We start from the raw sequence: 14,190 nt of genomic DNA, 5'->3' as shown, positions 1-14,190 counted from the left end.
ACGAAATGGCCACCAAATCCGCGGAAATCAGGCCCCTGCGCAACCCCGAGAAAGTCGGCGAACCGCTGGCGCCCTGGACCTACCTGAACCCCGAAGTCCTCGATCTGGAATACGAGGCGTTTTTCCTGCGCCGCTGGCAGCTGGCGGGCCATCGGAACGAAGTACCGGAGCCCGGCGACTACGTGACCGTCGATTTCGGCCGCGATAGTGCGGTGGTGCTGCGCGGCAAGGATGGTGAGCTGCGGGCTTTCCTCAATGTCTGCCGGCACCGGGCCTCGCGGATATTCGAGGGCAAGGGACATTGCCGCGGCGTGGTCAAATGTCCCTACCATGGCTGGACCTACCAACTCGACGGTTCCCTGCTCGGTATCCCCCGGGAAGAGAACTTCGCCGAGATCGACCGCGGGCAGTTCGGGCTGCACGAGATCCAGCTGGAGGATTTCCACGGGCTCCTGTTCGTGCGCGTCCGTGGCGACGGCCCGAGCGTGGCGGAGCAGTTCGCGCACACGGCGGAGTACTTCGAGCAGTACGACACCGGTTCCTACGTGGCCTGCGCAGAACCGGTGCAGCAGGTCTGGGAATGTAACTGGAAGGTGGCCTGGGACAATTACCTCGAGAACTACCATATCCCGGTCGGGCACCCCGGTCTCAACCGCCTGGTGAAGAGCACGGACGAGGGCGAAGAGCTGACCAGCGGCCTGAGTTACGGCGTGTTCGCCATACGGGACAAGCCCTCGACCGTCGACGCCGAGCGCCGATACCAGGAGCTGTTTCCCGCCGCCTTCGAGCGAATCCCGGAGGATCTGCACAATCGCTGGGTGCAGTTCGGCCTCTCCGGCAACCTGGGCATCGACCTCTACCCCGAGCTGCTGGACATTTTCCAGATCATGCCGCTGGGGCATGACAAGACCCTGGTCCGCGCGCTCTTCTACGGCCACCCGAACCCGACCCGCGAGGAGCAGAAGCTCCGTCACCTGAACCTCGATATCAACGGTTCGATCAACGACGAGGATCGCGACCTGTGCGAACGGGTACAGAAAGGTCTGGCGACGACCGGCTACCGCCCCGGGCCGCTGTCCTCGGAGGAGAGCGGTATCTGGCGCTTCCACGAAATGGTCCGCCGGCTCGTGCCGGTGACGACGCTCGACGCAGCGCCCGCCCTCGGGCAGGTTGCCGAGGAGAATCGCAAGCTCATGGAGTGACGCCGGGCCGGCGCCGCGCCTTCTTCGTCATCTATGGAGTAGCGGAGAGGGAGGGATTGATTCGCCTGCTTCGCAAGCTCACCCTGCGGGCGGCTCGAACCCGATTGTCTGATATCGAGGGTTCGAACCCCGGTTCAGCGAAAATCAAAAAAAGGGCCGCGAGGGCCCTTTTCTTGTTTTTTGGCGGAGAGGGAGGGATTCGAACCCTCGATAGGGGGTTACCCTATACATGAATTCCAATCATGCGCCTTCGACCACTCGGCCACCTCTCCGGAATTCTCATCCCGCTAAAGCGGGCGCGCAGATTACTGCAGCGGCCCCGCCAGTTCAATCTTCCTCGTCGTCGCCGCGGGTCTCGGCCATGCGCTGGGAGAACGGCGGCGGCTCTTCCAGGCAGCGGCCCTCCCCGGCGCCCGGCGGCGTCGAAGCTACCGGCACCTCCAGGTCCCGACCTTCGTCCAGGCCGCTCAGGCCCTCCGGCACCTTCACCGGATCCGTGAGCCGGCTCTGCTGGTAGGGCTTGGACTTGCTGCAGTCGTCGCCGCCCAGGCCGAGCCCGAAGCAGCCACTCAGCAGCACCGCCATCGCCGGCCAGAGGATGAGTCGTTTCATTCGTTCGTCTCCGCGCCCGACATGATGCCGGCGCCCTTGAGTGCCTCGTCCACCTGCTGCCGAAAGCGCGCGTCCAGCGGCGTGAGCGGCAGCCGTATGCCCGTACCCATGAAGCCCATGCGATGCAGGGCCCACTTGACCGGGATGGGATTCGACTCCAGGAACATGGCCTTGTTCACCGGCTGCAGGCGCGCGTCGATCTCGCGCACCGTCGCCTCGTCGCCGGCCGCGGCCGCCCGGCACAGCTCCGCCATGAGAGCCGGCGCCACGTTCGCCGTCACCGACACCACGCCGTGACCGCCGCCGAGCAGGAAGTCTGCGCTGGTGAAGTCGTCGCCGCTGAAATAGCGGAAATCCGCGGGGCAGACCGCCTGCATCGCCTGCAGCCGGCGAATGTCGCCGGTGGCGTCCTTGATGCCGAAGATGCGCTCGTGCGCCGCCAGTCTGGCCACAGTCTCCGGCAACAGGTCCGAAGACGTCCGGCCGGGTACGTTGTAGAGCATCACGGGCTTGCTCACGGCATCCGCCACGGTCGAGAAGTGCCGGAACATGCCCTCCTGGGTCGGCTTGTTGTAGTACGGCACCACCATCAGGAACCCGTCGATGCCGGCGCCGTCGACCGCCTGCGACAGCGCCAGGGTCTGGCGGGTGGAGTTGGAGCCGGTACCGGCCAGGATCCGGATGCGTCCGTCCGCGAGTTCCACGGAGCGGCGCACCAGCTCGGCGTGCTCCTCTTTGAGGAGCGTGGCCGATTCACCCGTCGTGCCGGCGATGACCAGGCCGTCCGTCCCCGCCTCGCAATGGAAATCGATCAGGCGCTCGAGCGCCCCATAGTCGACCTCGTCGGCATCGGTGAACGGCGTCGCCAGCGCGACCAGGCTGCCCTGGATCATGGATTACTCCGCGTGAACAAGCCGGCGATGGTACTGGCCGGGGCCGGTCCGCGGCAAGAGTGCGCGGCAAATCAATTGCTTGCACGCCGCTACAATCACAGTACACTGCGGCGACCAGCCAGCCGCGCCAGACCCATAACCTATTCGAGAAAAATGTCTCAACTTATTGTTATTTCAGCTATCGGAAACGACCGAACCGGTGTAGTTCAGGACCTGACGGAGACCATCCTGGAGTGCGGCGGCAACATCATCGAGAGCCGCATGAGCACCCTCGGCCAGGAATTCGCCATGCTGCTGCTGGTCTCCGGCAACTGGCATACCGTGAACCGGCTGGAGACCGAGCTCGGCAAGCTCGAGAAAGAGCACGGGATCAACGCCACCCTGCGCCAGACCCGGGAGCGGATGGAGAAGCGGGACAGCCTGCCCTACGCCGTGGACGTCGTCTGCCTCGACCAGCAGGGAGTCGTGTTCAATATCGCCCGCTTCTTCTCGAGCCGGGGCATCGACATCGCCGAGCTCAGCACCCGCAGCTACGCGGCCGCCCACACCGGCGCGCCGATGTTCTCCGTGCAGATGAACATCAGCGTGCCGGAGCGCATCCACATCGCCCAGCTTCGCGAAGAGTTCATGGAGATGTGCGATCAGTACAACCTGGACGCCATACTCGAACCGGTGAAAGCCTGACGCCGGCGCCGCCCGGCACGGATTCCATTGCAGGAGGAGAGACCCCGATGAGCGCACCCGAGATCGGCAAGGTGGTCAAGGACTTCAAGCTGCCCGCAACGGGCGACAAGACGGTTCGCCTGAAGGATCTGCGCGGCAGGAATGTCGTGCTGTACTTCTACCCGAAGGACTCCACCCCCGGATGTACCACCGAGGGCCAGGACTTCCGCGATCTGCACGGCAAGTTCAAGCGGGCCAATACGGTGATCCTGGGGATCTCCCGTGACTCGATCGGCTCCCACGAGAAGTTCCGCGCCAAGCACGAGTTCCCCTTCGACCTGCTGTCCGATGCCGAGGAGCAGCTGTGCAGCCAGTTCGACGTGATCAAGGAGAAGAACATGTACGGGCGCAAGGTCATGGGCATCGAGCGCAGCACCTTCCTGATCGACGACCAGGGCAAGCTGCGGCGGGAATGGCGCAAGGTAAAGGTGAAGGGCCACGCCGAGGAAGTGCTGGAGGCGGCGAAGGAGCTGGCCTGACGCCCAGGCCCCGTCCGTACCTCCCGCTGACACTTCCTGACGGTCTGCCACGAACGGCCGGCGTATAATCGGGAACGCAATATGCCGGTCATTGTCCTATCTTCCATGTTGGCTGACCTCCGAAAACTGGCCGCTATGGCCGGCAGGACCATGCTGCTGATCGCGCCGCTGGCGGCGATGCTCGCGAGCGGCGGCCCTCTGCTGGCGGCCGCCGACCTGCCGGACATCGGCAGCCCGGCCAACGCCATGCTGCCCAAGTCGGAGGAGGCCCGCATCGGCCGCGCCATCATGCGCGAGCTCAGGAACCGGGGCAGGGTCGTCGACGACCCCCAGATCACCGAATATATCGAGGCGATCGGCCACCGGCTGGTGGCGCATGCCAACGACGGCGAGCAGGATTTCGAGTTCTTCGTCGTCGACGACCCCAGCATCAATGCGTTCGCCCTGCCCGGCGGCTTCATCGGCGTGCACACCGGCCTGATCGAGGCGACGGAGGACGAGAGCGAGCTGGCCGGCGTGCTGGCCCACGAGATCGCCCACGTCACCCAGCGCCACATCGCGCGCTCCATCTACAACAACTCGCGGGCCAGCATCATCACGCTGGCCACCATGCTGGGCGCTATCCTTGTGGGCATGGCCGCGGATGGGGGCAGCGACGCCACCCAGGGCGCCATCATGGGCGCCCAGGGCATGTTGGTGCAGAACCGGATCGATTTCACCCGCCGCAACGAGTACGAGGCGGACCGGGTCGGCGTCGCCACGATGGCCGCCGCCGGCTTCGACCCCCAGGGCATGCCCGACTTCTTCGCCACCATCGGCCGTCGGTCGGGACCGTTCGCCAGCAGCGTCCCCGAATTCCTCCGCACCCACCCGGTGTCCAGCGCCCGCATCGCCGAGACCCGCGCCCGGGCGGCCGCCCTGAACGTGGCCGAGGTGGAGGAAACGATGGGCTACGGCCTGACCAAGGCGCGGATCATCGCCCAGGGCCGCACCTCGCCCCGGGATGCCCTCACCTACTTCCGCGAATCCGCGCCGGCGGGCGATGCCGCGCTTTACGGCGAGGCGCTGGTGCTGCTGCGCATGGACCGGCCGGCCGAGGCGCAGCGCATCTTCGAGCGGCTGATCGACCGCAACGAGGACGTGATCGCCTACCACATCGGCCTGGCCGAGGCGCAGATGGCGAACGACAACGAGATGGCCTCGCTGTCCACCTATGCGAACGCCCGCGAGCTGTTCCCACGCAATGTGCCACTGGTGATCAGCTACGCCGAGACGCTGCTGCAGCTGGGCCGGGGCGACATGGCCCACGACATGCTGCTGGACCTGCTGAACAACACGCCGCCCACGCCGGAGCAGGTGCGGCTGATCGCCCGGGCCGCCATCGCGGCCGGCGAGACCGCCGAAGCCCACTACTACCTGTCCGAGTACAACATCATGATCGGCGACCTCGTGCGGGCCGTGGGCTTCCTGTCGCGGGGGCTGGAGCTGCCGGAGACCGAACCGATCCAGCGCGCGCGCTTCGAGGCCCGTATCGATTTCATCAAGGAATACCTGAGCGAGGAGCAGCTCAGGGAGGTGGCACGGAACGATCCCGGCCGGAATCCGGGGATCGGCTGACGGCAGCCGGGATCGAGCGGCGTTCGAGCGGCGCACCGACCGCGGAGACTCAGGGTGGCGCGGCGCTCTCCTCGCCCCCACGGTCCTCGATGAATCCCACCCAGCGCTCACCCACGCTCAGGAGTTCCTCCACGTCGCTGGTCTGGGCGATGTTGGTGACCTTCTCCGGTATACGGCGGAAGTGAATCTCGCGCACGGTGTGGTTGGCCCAGGTGATCCACTCCAGGAGCAGTGCCAGGCCCGCGCTGTCGGTCTTCGTGACGCCGCCCAGATCCACTTCCAGCAGCGTGTGATCGGCGAAGTACTCGATGCTCTCCCGCAGTATCGCGGCCGCCGTCCCGAAGGTCATCTCGCCGTCCAGCGCGAAACGACCCTCGCCGAGGTCACGGAACTCCCAGCGCTCGCTCACTCCTCGCCCGTGCCTTCCGCGTCGGCGGACCCGGAGTCCCCGCCCTCGCCTTCGCGCAAACCCGCCTCGCGCTCCAGGCGCTGGATGACGGGCTCCAGCCCTTTGCTGGCGATCTCCGCGTTGAGCTCGGTGCGGAAATTGCGCACGTAGGAGATGCCCTCGACGGTCACGTCATAGACCTTCCAGCCGTCGTCGCGCTTCACCAGGCCGTAGTTCACCGGTACTTTGCTGCCGTCGTCCAGTTTGACCTCGGTCCGGACCGTAGTACGCCGTTCCTCGGCGTCGCCGCGGAAGGGCAGCACTTCGATGCGCTCCTCGTCGAACTCCAGCACGCCGTCGGCATAGCGCTCGAGCAGAGCCTGGTAGAAGGCCCGGATGAAGCGCTCCTGCTGCTCCTCGCTGCCCGTGCGCCAGTAGCGGCCCAGCACGAGTTGGGCGGCGTAGCGGCGGTCGAAGCGCGGCAGCAGAATGCCGTCGATCACCTCGTACAGCTCCTGTCGGTTCTCCGAGAGCTCCAGCTTGCGGCCTTCGAGGGCCTGCGAGAGCTCGTCCACCGCGGTCTCGATCACGGCTGTCGGATCCTCCTCCGTCCGGGCGACACCCGGGAGGCTCAGCAATACCCCCAGCAGCGCCAGGGTCGTCATCCACATTCTCATTCGTTGCCTCCCGAACCCATATTCACCAGGAATTTGCCGATCAGGTTTTCCAGCACCACCGCGGACTGGGTGAACAGCACCTCGCTGCCGTCCTCCAGGTACATCTCCGAGCCGCCTGGCTGGAGCCCGATGTACTGGCTGCCGAGCAATCCGGCGGTGAGGATGCTGGCGTCGGAGTCCTCCGGTATCTGGTCGTAGCGGTTCTCGATACGCATGGTCACGACCGCATCCAGTCGCTGCGGGTCGAACTCGATGGCATTCACCCGTCCGATGGTAACGCCGGCCATGCTCACCGGCGAGCGCACCTTCAGGCTGCCCACATTCTCGAACCGGGCCGTCACCTCGTAGGTGTCGTCCTGCACGTAACCGCCGATGGTGGTCGTCTGCGTGATCAGGAAGAACAGCGCGGCGAAGCCCAGGAACACGAACAACCCGGTGCTGATCTCTACGGCTCTGGTCTGTTGCATAAGCGCTGTCCCTTCACATCAAGGCGGCGGTAATCAGAAAATCGAGAACGAGCACGGCGATGGAGGAAATGACCACCGTGCGCGTCGTCGCCCTGCCGACCCCTTCCGCCGTCGGCAGGGCATTGTAACCCTCGAACACGGCGAGCAGGCTGGCCGCCACACCGAAGACGACGCTCTTGACCACGCCCTCCATGATGTCGGCCAGCTCCACACTCTCCCTCATCTGCGCCCAGAAGGCGCCGATATCAACCCCCATCAGCACGACGCCCACCATGTAGGCGCCGAAGATCGCCACCGCGCTGAAGATGCCCGCGAGCAGCGGCATGGCGATGACGCCGCCGAGGAACCGGGGCATCACCACCCGCCGGATGGGGTCCACGGCCATCATCTCCATGGCCGAGAGCTGGTCCGTGGCTCGCATGAGACCGATCTCCGAGGCGAGCGCCGTGCCGGCCCGCCCGGCGAACAGCAGCGCCGTGACTACGGGGCCGAGTTCCTTCATGAGCGACAGCGCGACGAACACACCCAGCGCATCCTCGGAACCGAATCGGGACAGGTTGTCGTAACCCTGCAGGCCGAGGACGGCGCCCACGAAGAAGGCGGAGGTGATGATAATGGGCAGCGACAGCGCTCCAGTATTGTGGACCTGCTGCACGACGAGCGGGAAGCGGCGCCAGATCGCCCGCGGGGTCGCGGCCACGAGGCGCAGAAAGAACAGCTGCAGCTGACCGAAGGTCTGCAGGAAGCCGGCCAGCGCGTAAAGGAGCTCCCGCAGCACGGTATCAGTCGCCCTCGCGGCCGAGGAGCTGCTCCGCGTAGTCCGGCGCCGGGTAATGGAACGGCACCGGGCCGTCCGCCATGCCGTGCATGAACTGCCTGACCAGCTCCGAGGGCGCGCCGCTCAGCTCCTCCGGGCTGCCCGACGCCACCACCTTGCCGTCCGAGATCAGATAGCTCACGTCGGCAACCGTGCTGATCTCCTGCACGTCATGACTGACCACGATGCTGGAGATGCCGAGGATGTCGTTCATGCGCCGGACGAGACGCACGATCACGCCCATCGAGATGGGGTCGAGTCCCACGAACGGCTCGTCGTAGATGAGAATCTCCGGATCCATGACCATGGCACGGGCCAGCGCCACCCGCCGCGCCATGCCCCCGGAGAGTTCGGACGGCATGAGGGCGGCCGCGCCGCGCAGCCCGACCGCGTGCAGCTTGGTGAGCACGATATGGCGGATGAGGCGGTCCGGCAGATTGGTGTGCTCGCGCAGCGGGAAGGCCACATTCTCGAACACTGAATAATCCGTGAGCAGCGCGCCGTTCTGGAACAGCATGCCGATCTTCTTGCGCATCCGGTAGATGCCGCTCCGGTTGAGTTTGGAGACGTCCTCGCCATCGACCACGATCGTGCCACGGTCGGGCACGAGCTGCCCCGTGATCAGACGCAGCAGCGTGGTCTTGCCGGTGCCGCTGGGGCCCATGACGGCGGTGACCTTGCCCCGCTTGATGTCGATATCCAGATGATCGAATATCTGGCGCTGGCCCCGCGAATAGCAGAGGCCGCGGATCTCGACCACGTTTTCCGTCTTCTGGGTCATCTCCGTCCCTGTGCCGCCGGTGCGCCGGGCCCGGGTCCGGGCGTTGCGCAAACGGCAGAGGATAGCAAAATACCCTGCCCCGGGCCGCCCGGAATGCGCCCGCGATCTGGCACCGGAAACCAATTAGTACTAAAATGGTCCCCTATAGACTGTAGGAGGGGCTTCAGCCCCGATCGGTCGCCGGGCTTCAGCCCCGACCCGTCGGTCGGCTTCAGCCCCGATCCATCAATCGAGAGAGCCGCAATGCTGAGAATCTCGAAACTCACCGATTACGGGACCGTGGTCCTCGCGTACCTGGCGGACGCCGACCATGAGCTGCAGAGCGCCAGCGAGATCGCCGCGGCGACCGGGCTGGGCGCCCCCACCGTCAGCAAGCTGCTGAAACAGCTCGCCCGCGCCGGCCTCGTGGCCTCCGAGCGCGGCGCGAACGGCGGCTACCGGCTGGCGCAGGCGCCGGAAGCAATCAGCGCAGCCCATATCATCGACGCCCTGGAGGGCCCGCTGGCCATCACCGAGTGCAGCGGCCGGGAATCCAGCTGCGAGCTCGAGGAGAACTGCAGCGTGGGCAGCTCCTGGCAGCAGATCAACCTGCAGATCCGGCGGGCGCTGGCGGGTATCAGCCTCACCGAGCTGCAGAAACCGCGCCCCGCCATCCCCACATTCACGCTCGTGCCCATGCCTGCCGCCACCGCGGCGACCGCAGACATCGGCCGGGAAGACAACACGGACACACACTGAGCGCACTATGGCTACCAAGAGCACCGAAGTAGAGACACTGGTCAAGAGCAAGTACCGGCACGGCTTCTACACGGACATCGCGGCGGACACCGTGCCGCCCGGCCTGTCCGAGGACGTCATCGCCATGATCTCGGCGAAGAAGGACGAGCCGGAGTGGATGCTGGAGTGGCGGCTGCAGGCGTACCGGCACTGGCTGAAGATGCGCGAGCCGAACTGGGCGCACGTGCAGCATCCGCCCATCGATTTCCAGGCCATCTCCTATTTCTCGGCGCCCAAGTCCGACGCGGACCGCCCGAAGAGCCTGGACGAGGTGGACCCGAAGCTGCTCGAGACCTACGACAAGCTGGGCATCCCCCTGCACGAGCGCGCGCGCCTGGCCGGCGTGGCCGTGGATGCGGTCTTCGACAGCGTCTCGGTCACCACCACGTTCAAGGAGAAGCTGTCCGAGGCCGGCGTGATCTTCTGCTCGTTCTCCGAGGCCATCCGTGAGCACCCGGAACTGGTCCGCAAGTACCTCGGCAGCGTGGTGCCACGCCGGGACAACTTCTTCGCGGCGCTGAACTCTGCGGTCTTCACCGACGGCAGCTTCGTCTACGTGCCGAAGGGCGTGCGCTGCCCCATGGAGCTGTCCACCTATTTCCGCATCAACGCGGCCAATACCGGCCAGTTCGAGCGCACGCTGATCGTCGCCGAGGAGGGCAGCCACGTGAGCTACCTCGAGGGCTGCACGGCCCCCATGCGGGACGAGAACCAGCTGCATGCGGCCGTCGTCGAGCTGGTCGCCATGAAGGACGCGGAGATCAAGTACTCGACCGTGCAGAACTGGTATCCCGGCGACGAGGAAGGCAGAGGGGGCATCTACAACTTCGTCACCAAGCGGGGCGATTGCCGCGGGGACGATTCCAAGATCTCCTGGACCCAGGTGGAAACCGGCTCGGCCATCACCTGGAAGTATCCGAGCTGCGTCCTGCGGGGCGACCGCTCGGTGGGCGAGTTCTACTCGGTGGCGGTCACCAACAACCTGCAGCAGGCCGACACCGGCACCAAGATGATCCACATCGGCAAGGACACCTCCAGCACGATCGTCTCCAAGGGCATCTCCGCCGGCCGCGCCCAGCAGGCCTATCGGGGCCTCGTGCGGGTGATGCCGGGCGCGCACAGGGCGCGCAACTACACCCAGTGCGACTCGCTGCTGATCGGCAAGGAGTGCGGCGCGCACACCTTCCCCTATGTGGAGGTGAAGAACCCCTCGGCAAAGGTGGAACACGAGGCGACCACGTCGAAGATCGGCGAGGACCAGCTGTTCTATTGCCGCCAGCGCGGCATCTCCGAGGAGGATGCCGTCAATCTCATCGTGAACGGCTTCTGCAAGGAAGTCTTCAAGGAACTGCCCATGGAATTCGCCGTGGAAGCCCAGGCTCTGCTGAACGTGAGCCTGGAAGGCGCCGTGGGCTGACGAGGACACTACATGGAACCCTTACTCGAAATCCGCAATCTGCACGCCACCGTCGAGGACACCGAGATCCTCCGCGGCCTCGACCTGACGGTGAACGCCGGCGAGGTGCACGCCATCATGGGCCCGAACGGCTCGGGCAAGAGCACGCTGGCCCACGTGCTGGCGGGCCGCGACGACTACGAGGTCACGGACGGCGAAGTGCGCTTCCGCGGCCGCGACCTGCTGGAGATGGATCCCGAGGAGCGCGCCCGGGAAGGCGTCTTCCTCGCCTTCCAGTACCCGGTGGAGATCCCGGGCGTGAACAACGCCTACCTGCTGAAGGCCGCCCTGAACGCGGTGCGCAAGGCCCGGGGCGAGCCCGAGGTGGACGCCATCGACTTCCTGAAGCTCGTGCGCTCGAAGATGAGCCTCATGCAGATGGACCAGAGCTTCCTGAACCGGGGCGTGAACGAGGGGTTCTCCGGCGGCGAGAAGAAGCGCAACGAGATCCTGCAGATGGCAGTGCTGGAGCCGGCGCTGTGCCTGCTGGACGAGACGGACTCGGGCCTGGACATCGACGCGCTGAAGGTCGTTGCCGGGGGCGTGAATTCCCTGCGCACGCCGGATCGGGCGATCGTGATGGTCACCCACTACCAGCGCCTGCTCGACTATATCGAGCCCGACGCGGTACACGTGCTGTCCCGGGGACGCATCGTGCGCTCCGGCGACAAGAACCTGGCGCTGGAACTCGAGGAGCGCGGCTACGACTGGCTGCGCGAGGCGGCGAACGCATGAAGGCACCGTCCCTCGACGAGAAGCGGCTGCGTCAGGCCGTCGAGGCCCGGCCGGGACCCGACTGGCTGGCCCGGTTCCGCGAGACGAACCTCGAACGATTTCTGGAGGCGGGTTTCCCCCACGTGCGCCAGGAGGAGTGGAAGTACACCAGCCTGGCGCCGCTCGCGGATTTCAGCGACGACTGGCTGGCAGGCACCACCGAGGCGCCGGGCGAGACAGCGGAGCGCCGGGCGGCGGCGCTCGCGCGGGAGGTGCTCGGCGAGTTCGATGCGCACTCCGTGGTATTCGTCGACGGACGCCTGGACGCCGACTCCCTGCCGGACGCGCTGCCGGAAGGCGTCTCCGTGGAGCCGCTGCTGAAGACGGGTCTGCCGCCGCAGAGCGCCGCCGGCGCCTCCGCGGATGCGATGACGGCACTGAACGGCGCCCTCCTCACGGACGGGCTGCGTCTGTCCCTCGCCGACACCGCCGTGCTCGACCGCCCGCTCTACCTCGTCTTCGTGGTCACCGGCGAGGCGAGCGCCGTGGCGAGCCCGCGCATAGTCGTCGAGGCCGGGGCGCATGCCCGCGCAACGATCGTGGAACACTATGCCGGCGAGACGGACGCGCGGCGCTTCACGAACGTGGTCACCGACATCGTCCAGCACGAGGCCTCACGCATCGAGCACTTCCGGCTGCAGCGACAGCCGGCGCAGAGCTTCCAGATAAGCCGCCTGCATGCCACGCTGGCGGCGCGTGCCCGACTGGACTGCCACAGCCTCGACTTGGGCGGCCGCCTGGTGCGCCACGACACGATGGTGCGTCTCACCGACCGCGAAGCCGCCGTCAGCCTGAACGGCATCTACGTGACGGGCGGCGATCAGCACGTGGACAACCACACCCGCATCGACCACGAGGCGCCGGACACGGTCAGCACCGAGGACTACCGCGGCGTGCTGAAGGACCGCAGCCGGGCCGTGTTCAACGGCAAGGTGATGGTGCATGCCGGCGCCGACGGCACCGACGCGGCCCAGTCCAACCGCAATCTGCTGCTCTCGGACAAGGCGGAAGTCGACACCAAACCGGAGCTGGAGATCTATGCCGACGACGTCAAGTGCAGCCACGGCGCCACGGTCGGCCAGCTGGACGAGACCGCGTTGTTCTATCTGCGCTCCCGGGGCATCGACACGGAGAGCGCCCGTCACCTGCTGATCTTCGCGTTCCTGCGCGAGCTGCTCGGCCGCACGAATTCGCCGGCGCTGGCGCGGCGCATGGAGCGCATGCTGGTCGGCGGCCTGCCGGAATTCGACGAACTGGAGTCGTTGCTGTGAGTGCTCAGGAGAATCAGATAGCGGGCGATCTCGCCACCGCGGCCGTCGAGGCCCGCCGGTCGGACTTCCCGATCCTGTTCCAGGAGGTGAACGGTCAGCCGCTGACCTACCTGGACAGCGCCGCCTCTTCCCAGCGGCCGCTGGCCGTGATCGAGGCCGTGGATCACTACGAGAAGTGCGACCACGCCAACGTGCACCGCGGAGTCCATACGCTGAGCCACCGCGCGACCGAAGCCTACGAGGGCGCGCGGGAGAGGGTCCGCGGATTCATCAACGCGGCCTCGACCTCGGAGATCGTTTTCACGCGGGGCACCACGGAGGCCATCAACCTGGTGGCGAACAGCTGGGGCGCGGAGAACATCGGCGCCGGCGACGAGATCCTGATCACCTGGCTGGAGCATCACGCCAACATCGTCCCCTGGCAGATGCTCTGCGAGCGCACCGGCGCGGTGCTGCGCGTCGCCCCCATCGACGACGCCGGCGCGGTGGACCTCGAGGCACTGAAGGCGCTGATCGGCGAGCGCACGAAGCTCATCGCCTTCTCCCATACGTCGAATGCCCTCGGCACCATCACGCCCGCGCGGGAGATCATCGCGCTGGCCCGCGAGCGCGGCATCGTGACGCTGGTGGACGGCGCCCAGGCGGTGCCCCACGGGCCCGTGAACGTGCAGGAGCTCGGCTGCGATTTCTTCGCCTTCTCCGGCCACAAGATGTACGCCCCCACCGGCATCGGCGTGCTGTACGGCCGGGAGGCGCTGCTGGAGGAGATGCCTCCCTGGCAGGGCGGCGGCGACATGATCCTCACCGTCTCCTTCGAGGGCAGCACCTGGAACGAGCTGCCGTACAAGTTCGAGGCCGGCACGCCGAACATCTCGGGTGCCGTCGGGCTCGGCGCGGCGGTGGATTACCTGGCCGGCATCGGGCCGGCCGAGGTCGCCCGCTACGAGACCGAACTGCTGGCCTACCTGAACCAGCAGCTGGCCACCGTGGAGGGGCTGCGCATCATCGGCACGGCGCCCCACAAGGTGGGCGTGGTCTCGTTCATGCTGGACGACATCCATCCCCACGACCTGGGTACTATCCTGGACCAGCTCGGCGTCGCCATCCGCACGGGTCACCATTGCGCCATGCCGGTGATGGAGCGTTACGGCCTGCCGGGCACCGCGCGGGCCTCGCTCGGGCTCTATAACAACCGGGAAGACGTGGACCGGCTGGTGGCGGCGCTGGGGCGCGCGAAAGAGATCTTCGGAGGCTGA

General features: G+C 66.5%; 16 protein-coding genes and 1 tRNA gene. 9 read left to right on the top strand and 8 right to left on the bottom strand.

Translation table 11 applies throughout. The annotated features are described in order from the left end of the window. The first annotated feature begins 5 nt into the window (after positions 1–5). A complete protein-coding gene (locus ACJMK0_RS15390) occupies positions 6–1,202 on the top strand; it encodes an aromatic ring-hydroxylating oxygenase subunit alpha (protein WP_405239553.1) in 1,197 nt (398 codons plus the stop codon). 181 nt (positions 1,203–1,383) lie between these two features. Here the strand turns inward: ACJMK0_RS15390 and ACJMK0_RS15385 are convergent. The 3 genes from ACJMK0_RS15385 to dapA all read right to left on the bottom strand — a co-directional run bounded on the left by ACJMK0_RS15385 (position 1,384) and on the right by dapA (position 2,707). Beyond that, positions 1,384–1,474: transfer RNA gene (locus ACJMK0_RS15385), tRNA-Ser, on the bottom strand. Between the two features lie 55 nt (positions 1,475–1,529). Beyond that, positions 1,530–1,814 carry a hypothetical protein gene (locus ACJMK0_RS15380; RefSeq protein WP_405239551.1) on the bottom strand — a complete coding sequence of 95 codons (285 nt, stop codon included), beginning with the start codon at positions 1,812–1,814 and terminating at the stop codon, positions 1,530–1,532. Beyond that, complete coding sequence (gene dapA, locus ACJMK0_RS15375) at positions 1,811–2,707, bottom strand: 4-hydroxy-tetrahydrodipicolinate synthase (protein WP_405239549.1); 897 nt, start codon at positions 2,705–2,707, stop codon at positions 1,811–1,813. Before dapA ends, ACJMK0_RS15380 begins: the two co-directional genes overlap by 4 nt. Here dapA and ACJMK0_RS15370 point away from each other — a divergent pair. The 3 genes from ACJMK0_RS15370 (at position 2,615) to ACJMK0_RS15360 (ending at position 5,526) form a co-directional block, all read left to right on the top strand. Further along, the gene (locus ACJMK0_RS15370; RefSeq protein WP_405239547.1) at positions 2,615–3,391 is read left to right on the top strand and encodes a glycine cleavage system protein R; all 777 of its coding nucleotides are present in this window, start codon (positions 2,615–2,617) and stop codon (positions 3,389–3,391) included. The genes dapA and ACJMK0_RS15370 overlap by 93 nt on opposite strands. Before the next feature lie 47 nt (positions 3,392–3,438). Beyond that, positions 3,439–3,909: a peroxiredoxin gene (locus tag ACJMK0_RS15365; RefSeq protein WP_405239545.1), complete on the top strand. Its 471-nt coding sequence runs from the start codon at positions 3,439–3,441 to the stop codon at positions 3,907–3,909. A 135-nt stretch (positions 3,910–4,044) separates the two neighbouring features. Continuing rightward, positions 4,045–5,526 (top strand): beta-barrel assembly-enhancing protease, encoded by a 1,482-nt coding sequence (locus ACJMK0_RS15360; RefSeq protein ID WP_405239543.1) that lies wholly within the window; start codon positions 4,045–4,047, stop codon positions 5,524–5,526. A 49-nt stretch (positions 5,527–5,575) separates the two neighbouring features. Here the strand turns inward: ACJMK0_RS15360 and ACJMK0_RS15355 are convergent, their stop codons facing one another. From ACJMK0_RS15355 to ACJMK0_RS15335, 5 genes are read right to left on the bottom strand one after another with little or no spacing between them, the layout of a single operon-like run. Then, positions 5,576–5,935, bottom strand: coding sequence for an STAS domain-containing protein (locus ACJMK0_RS15355; RefSeq protein WP_405239542.1), 360 nt, complete (start codon positions 5,933–5,935; stop codon positions 5,576–5,578). Next, positions 5,932–6,591 carry an MlaC/ttg2D family ABC transporter substrate-binding protein gene (locus ACJMK0_RS15350; protein ID WP_405239540.1) on the bottom strand — a complete coding sequence of 220 codons (660 nt, stop codon included), beginning with the start codon at positions 6,589–6,591 and terminating at the stop codon, positions 5,932–5,934. Before ACJMK0_RS15350 ends, ACJMK0_RS15355 begins: the two co-directional genes overlap by 4 nt. Next, positions 6,588–7,058: an outer membrane lipid asymmetry maintenance protein MlaD gene (gene mlaD / locus ACJMK0_RS15345; protein WP_405239538.1), complete on the bottom strand. Its 471-nt coding sequence runs from the start codon at positions 7,056–7,058 to the stop codon at positions 6,588–6,590. The genes ACJMK0_RS15350 and mlaD overlap by 4 nt, the downstream gene beginning before the upstream one ends. Before the next feature lie 13 nt (positions 7,059–7,071). Beyond that, the gene (gene mlaE / locus ACJMK0_RS15340) at positions 7,072–7,833 is read right to left on the bottom strand and encodes a lipid asymmetry maintenance ABC transporter permease subunit MlaE (protein WP_405239697.1); all 762 of its coding nucleotides are present in this window, start codon (positions 7,831–7,833) and stop codon (positions 7,072–7,074) included. 7 nt (positions 7,834–7,840) lie between these two features. Next, the gene (locus ACJMK0_RS15335; RefSeq protein ID WP_405239536.1) at positions 7,841–8,656 is read right to left on the bottom strand and encodes an ATP-binding cassette domain-containing protein; all 816 of its coding nucleotides are present in this window, start codon (positions 8,654–8,656) and stop codon (positions 7,841–7,843) included. A gap of 243 nt (positions 8,657–8,899) precedes the next feature. Between ACJMK0_RS15335 and ACJMK0_RS15330 the strand changes: the two genes are divergently transcribed. Genes ACJMK0_RS15330 through ACJMK0_RS15310 form a run of 5 tightly spaced genes read left to right on the top strand, consistent with a single transcriptional unit; the run spans position 8,900 to position 14,190 of the window. After that, a complete protein-coding gene (locus ACJMK0_RS15330) occupies positions 8,900–9,394 on the top strand; it encodes an SUF system Fe-S cluster assembly regulator (RefSeq protein WP_405239534.1) in 495 nt (164 codons plus the stop codon). 7 nt (positions 9,395–9,401) lie between these two features. Beyond that, a complete protein-coding gene (gene sufB, locus ACJMK0_RS15325; protein ID WP_405239532.1) occupies positions 9,402–10,850 on the top strand; it encodes a Fe-S cluster assembly protein SufB in 1,449 nt (482 codons plus the stop codon). Positions 10,851–10,862: 12 nt separating this feature from the next. Further along, complete coding sequence (gene sufC / locus ACJMK0_RS15320; RefSeq protein WP_405239530.1) at positions 10,863–11,624, top strand: Fe-S cluster assembly ATPase SufC; 762 nt, start codon at positions 10,863–10,865, stop codon at positions 11,622–11,624. Further along, positions 11,621–12,934: a Fe-S cluster assembly protein SufD gene (sufD, locus tag ACJMK0_RS15315; RefSeq protein WP_405239528.1), complete on the top strand. Its 1,314-nt coding sequence runs from the start codon at positions 11,621–11,623 to the stop codon at positions 12,932–12,934. The genes sufC and sufD overlap by 4 nt, the downstream gene beginning before the upstream one ends. Continuing rightward, complete coding sequence (locus ACJMK0_RS15310) at positions 12,931–14,190, top strand: cysteine desulfurase (protein ID WP_405239526.1); 1,260 nt, start codon at positions 12,931–12,933, stop codon at positions 14,188–14,190. Before sufD ends, ACJMK0_RS15310 begins: the two co-directional genes overlap by 4 nt.

Source organism: Lentisalinibacter orientalis (assembly GCF_040706535.1).
In the GTDB taxonomy this organism is placed as follows: domain Bacteria; phylum Pseudomonadota; class Gammaproteobacteria; order Steroidobacterales; family Woeseiaceae; genus Lentisalinibacter; species Lentisalinibacter orientalis.
This window is presented reverse-complemented; position numbering and strand designations above follow the sequence as displayed.

What these genes read in the sequence shown, in the direction of transcription:
- ACJMK0_RS15365 (WP_405239545.1), top strand. Translation starts at nt 3,439, where the DNA reads ATGAGCGCACCCGAGATCGGCAAGGTGGTCAAGGACTTCAAGCTGCCC.
- ACJMK0_RS15330 (WP_405239534.1), top strand. Translation starts at nt 8,900, where the DNA reads ATGCTGAGAATCTCGAAACTCACCGATTACGGGACCGTGGTCCTCGCG.
- sufC (WP_405239530.1), top strand. Translation starts at nt 10,863, where the DNA reads ATGGAACCCTTACTCGAAATCCGCAATCTGCACGCCACCGTCGAGGAC.
- mlaD (WP_405239538.1), bottom strand. Translation starts at nt 7,058, where the DNA reads ATGCAACAGACCAGAGCCGTAGAGATCAGCACCGGGTTGTTCGTGTTC.
- ACJMK0_RS15370 (WP_405239547.1), top strand. Translation starts at nt 2,615, where the DNA reads ATGGAAATCGATCAGGCGCTCGAGCGCCCCATAGTCGACCTCGTCGGC.
- ACJMK0_RS15360 (WP_405239543.1), top strand. Translation starts at nt 4,045, where the DNA reads ATGGCCGGCAGGACCATGCTGCTGATCGCGCCGCTGGCGGCGATGCTC.
- sufD (WP_405239528.1), top strand. Translation starts at nt 11,621, where the DNA reads ATGAAGGCACCGTCCCTCGACGAGAAGCGGCTGCGTCAGGCCGTCGAG.
- dapA (WP_405239549.1), bottom strand. Translation starts at nt 2,707, where the DNA reads ATGATCCAGGGCAGCCTGGTCGCGCTGGCGACGCCGTTCACCGATGCC.
- ACJMK0_RS15335 (WP_405239536.1), bottom strand. Translation starts at nt 8,656, where the DNA reads ATGACCCAGAAGACGGAAAACGTGGTCGAGATCCGCGGCCTCTGCTAT.
- ACJMK0_RS15390 (WP_405239553.1), top strand. Translation starts at nt 6, where the DNA reads ATGGCCACCAAATCCGCGGAAATCAGGCCCCTGCGCAACCCCGAGAAA.
- ACJMK0_RS15350 (WP_405239540.1), bottom strand. Translation starts at nt 6,591, where the DNA reads ATGAGAATGTGGATGACGACCCTGGCGCTGCTGGGGGTATTGCTGAGC.
- ACJMK0_RS15380 (WP_405239551.1), bottom strand. Translation starts at nt 1,814, where the DNA reads ATGAAACGACTCATCCTCTGGCCGGCGATGGCGGTGCTGCTGAGTGGC.
- sufB (WP_405239532.1), top strand. Translation starts at nt 9,402, where the DNA reads ATGGCTACCAAGAGCACCGAAGTAGAGACACTGGTCAAGAGCAAGTAC.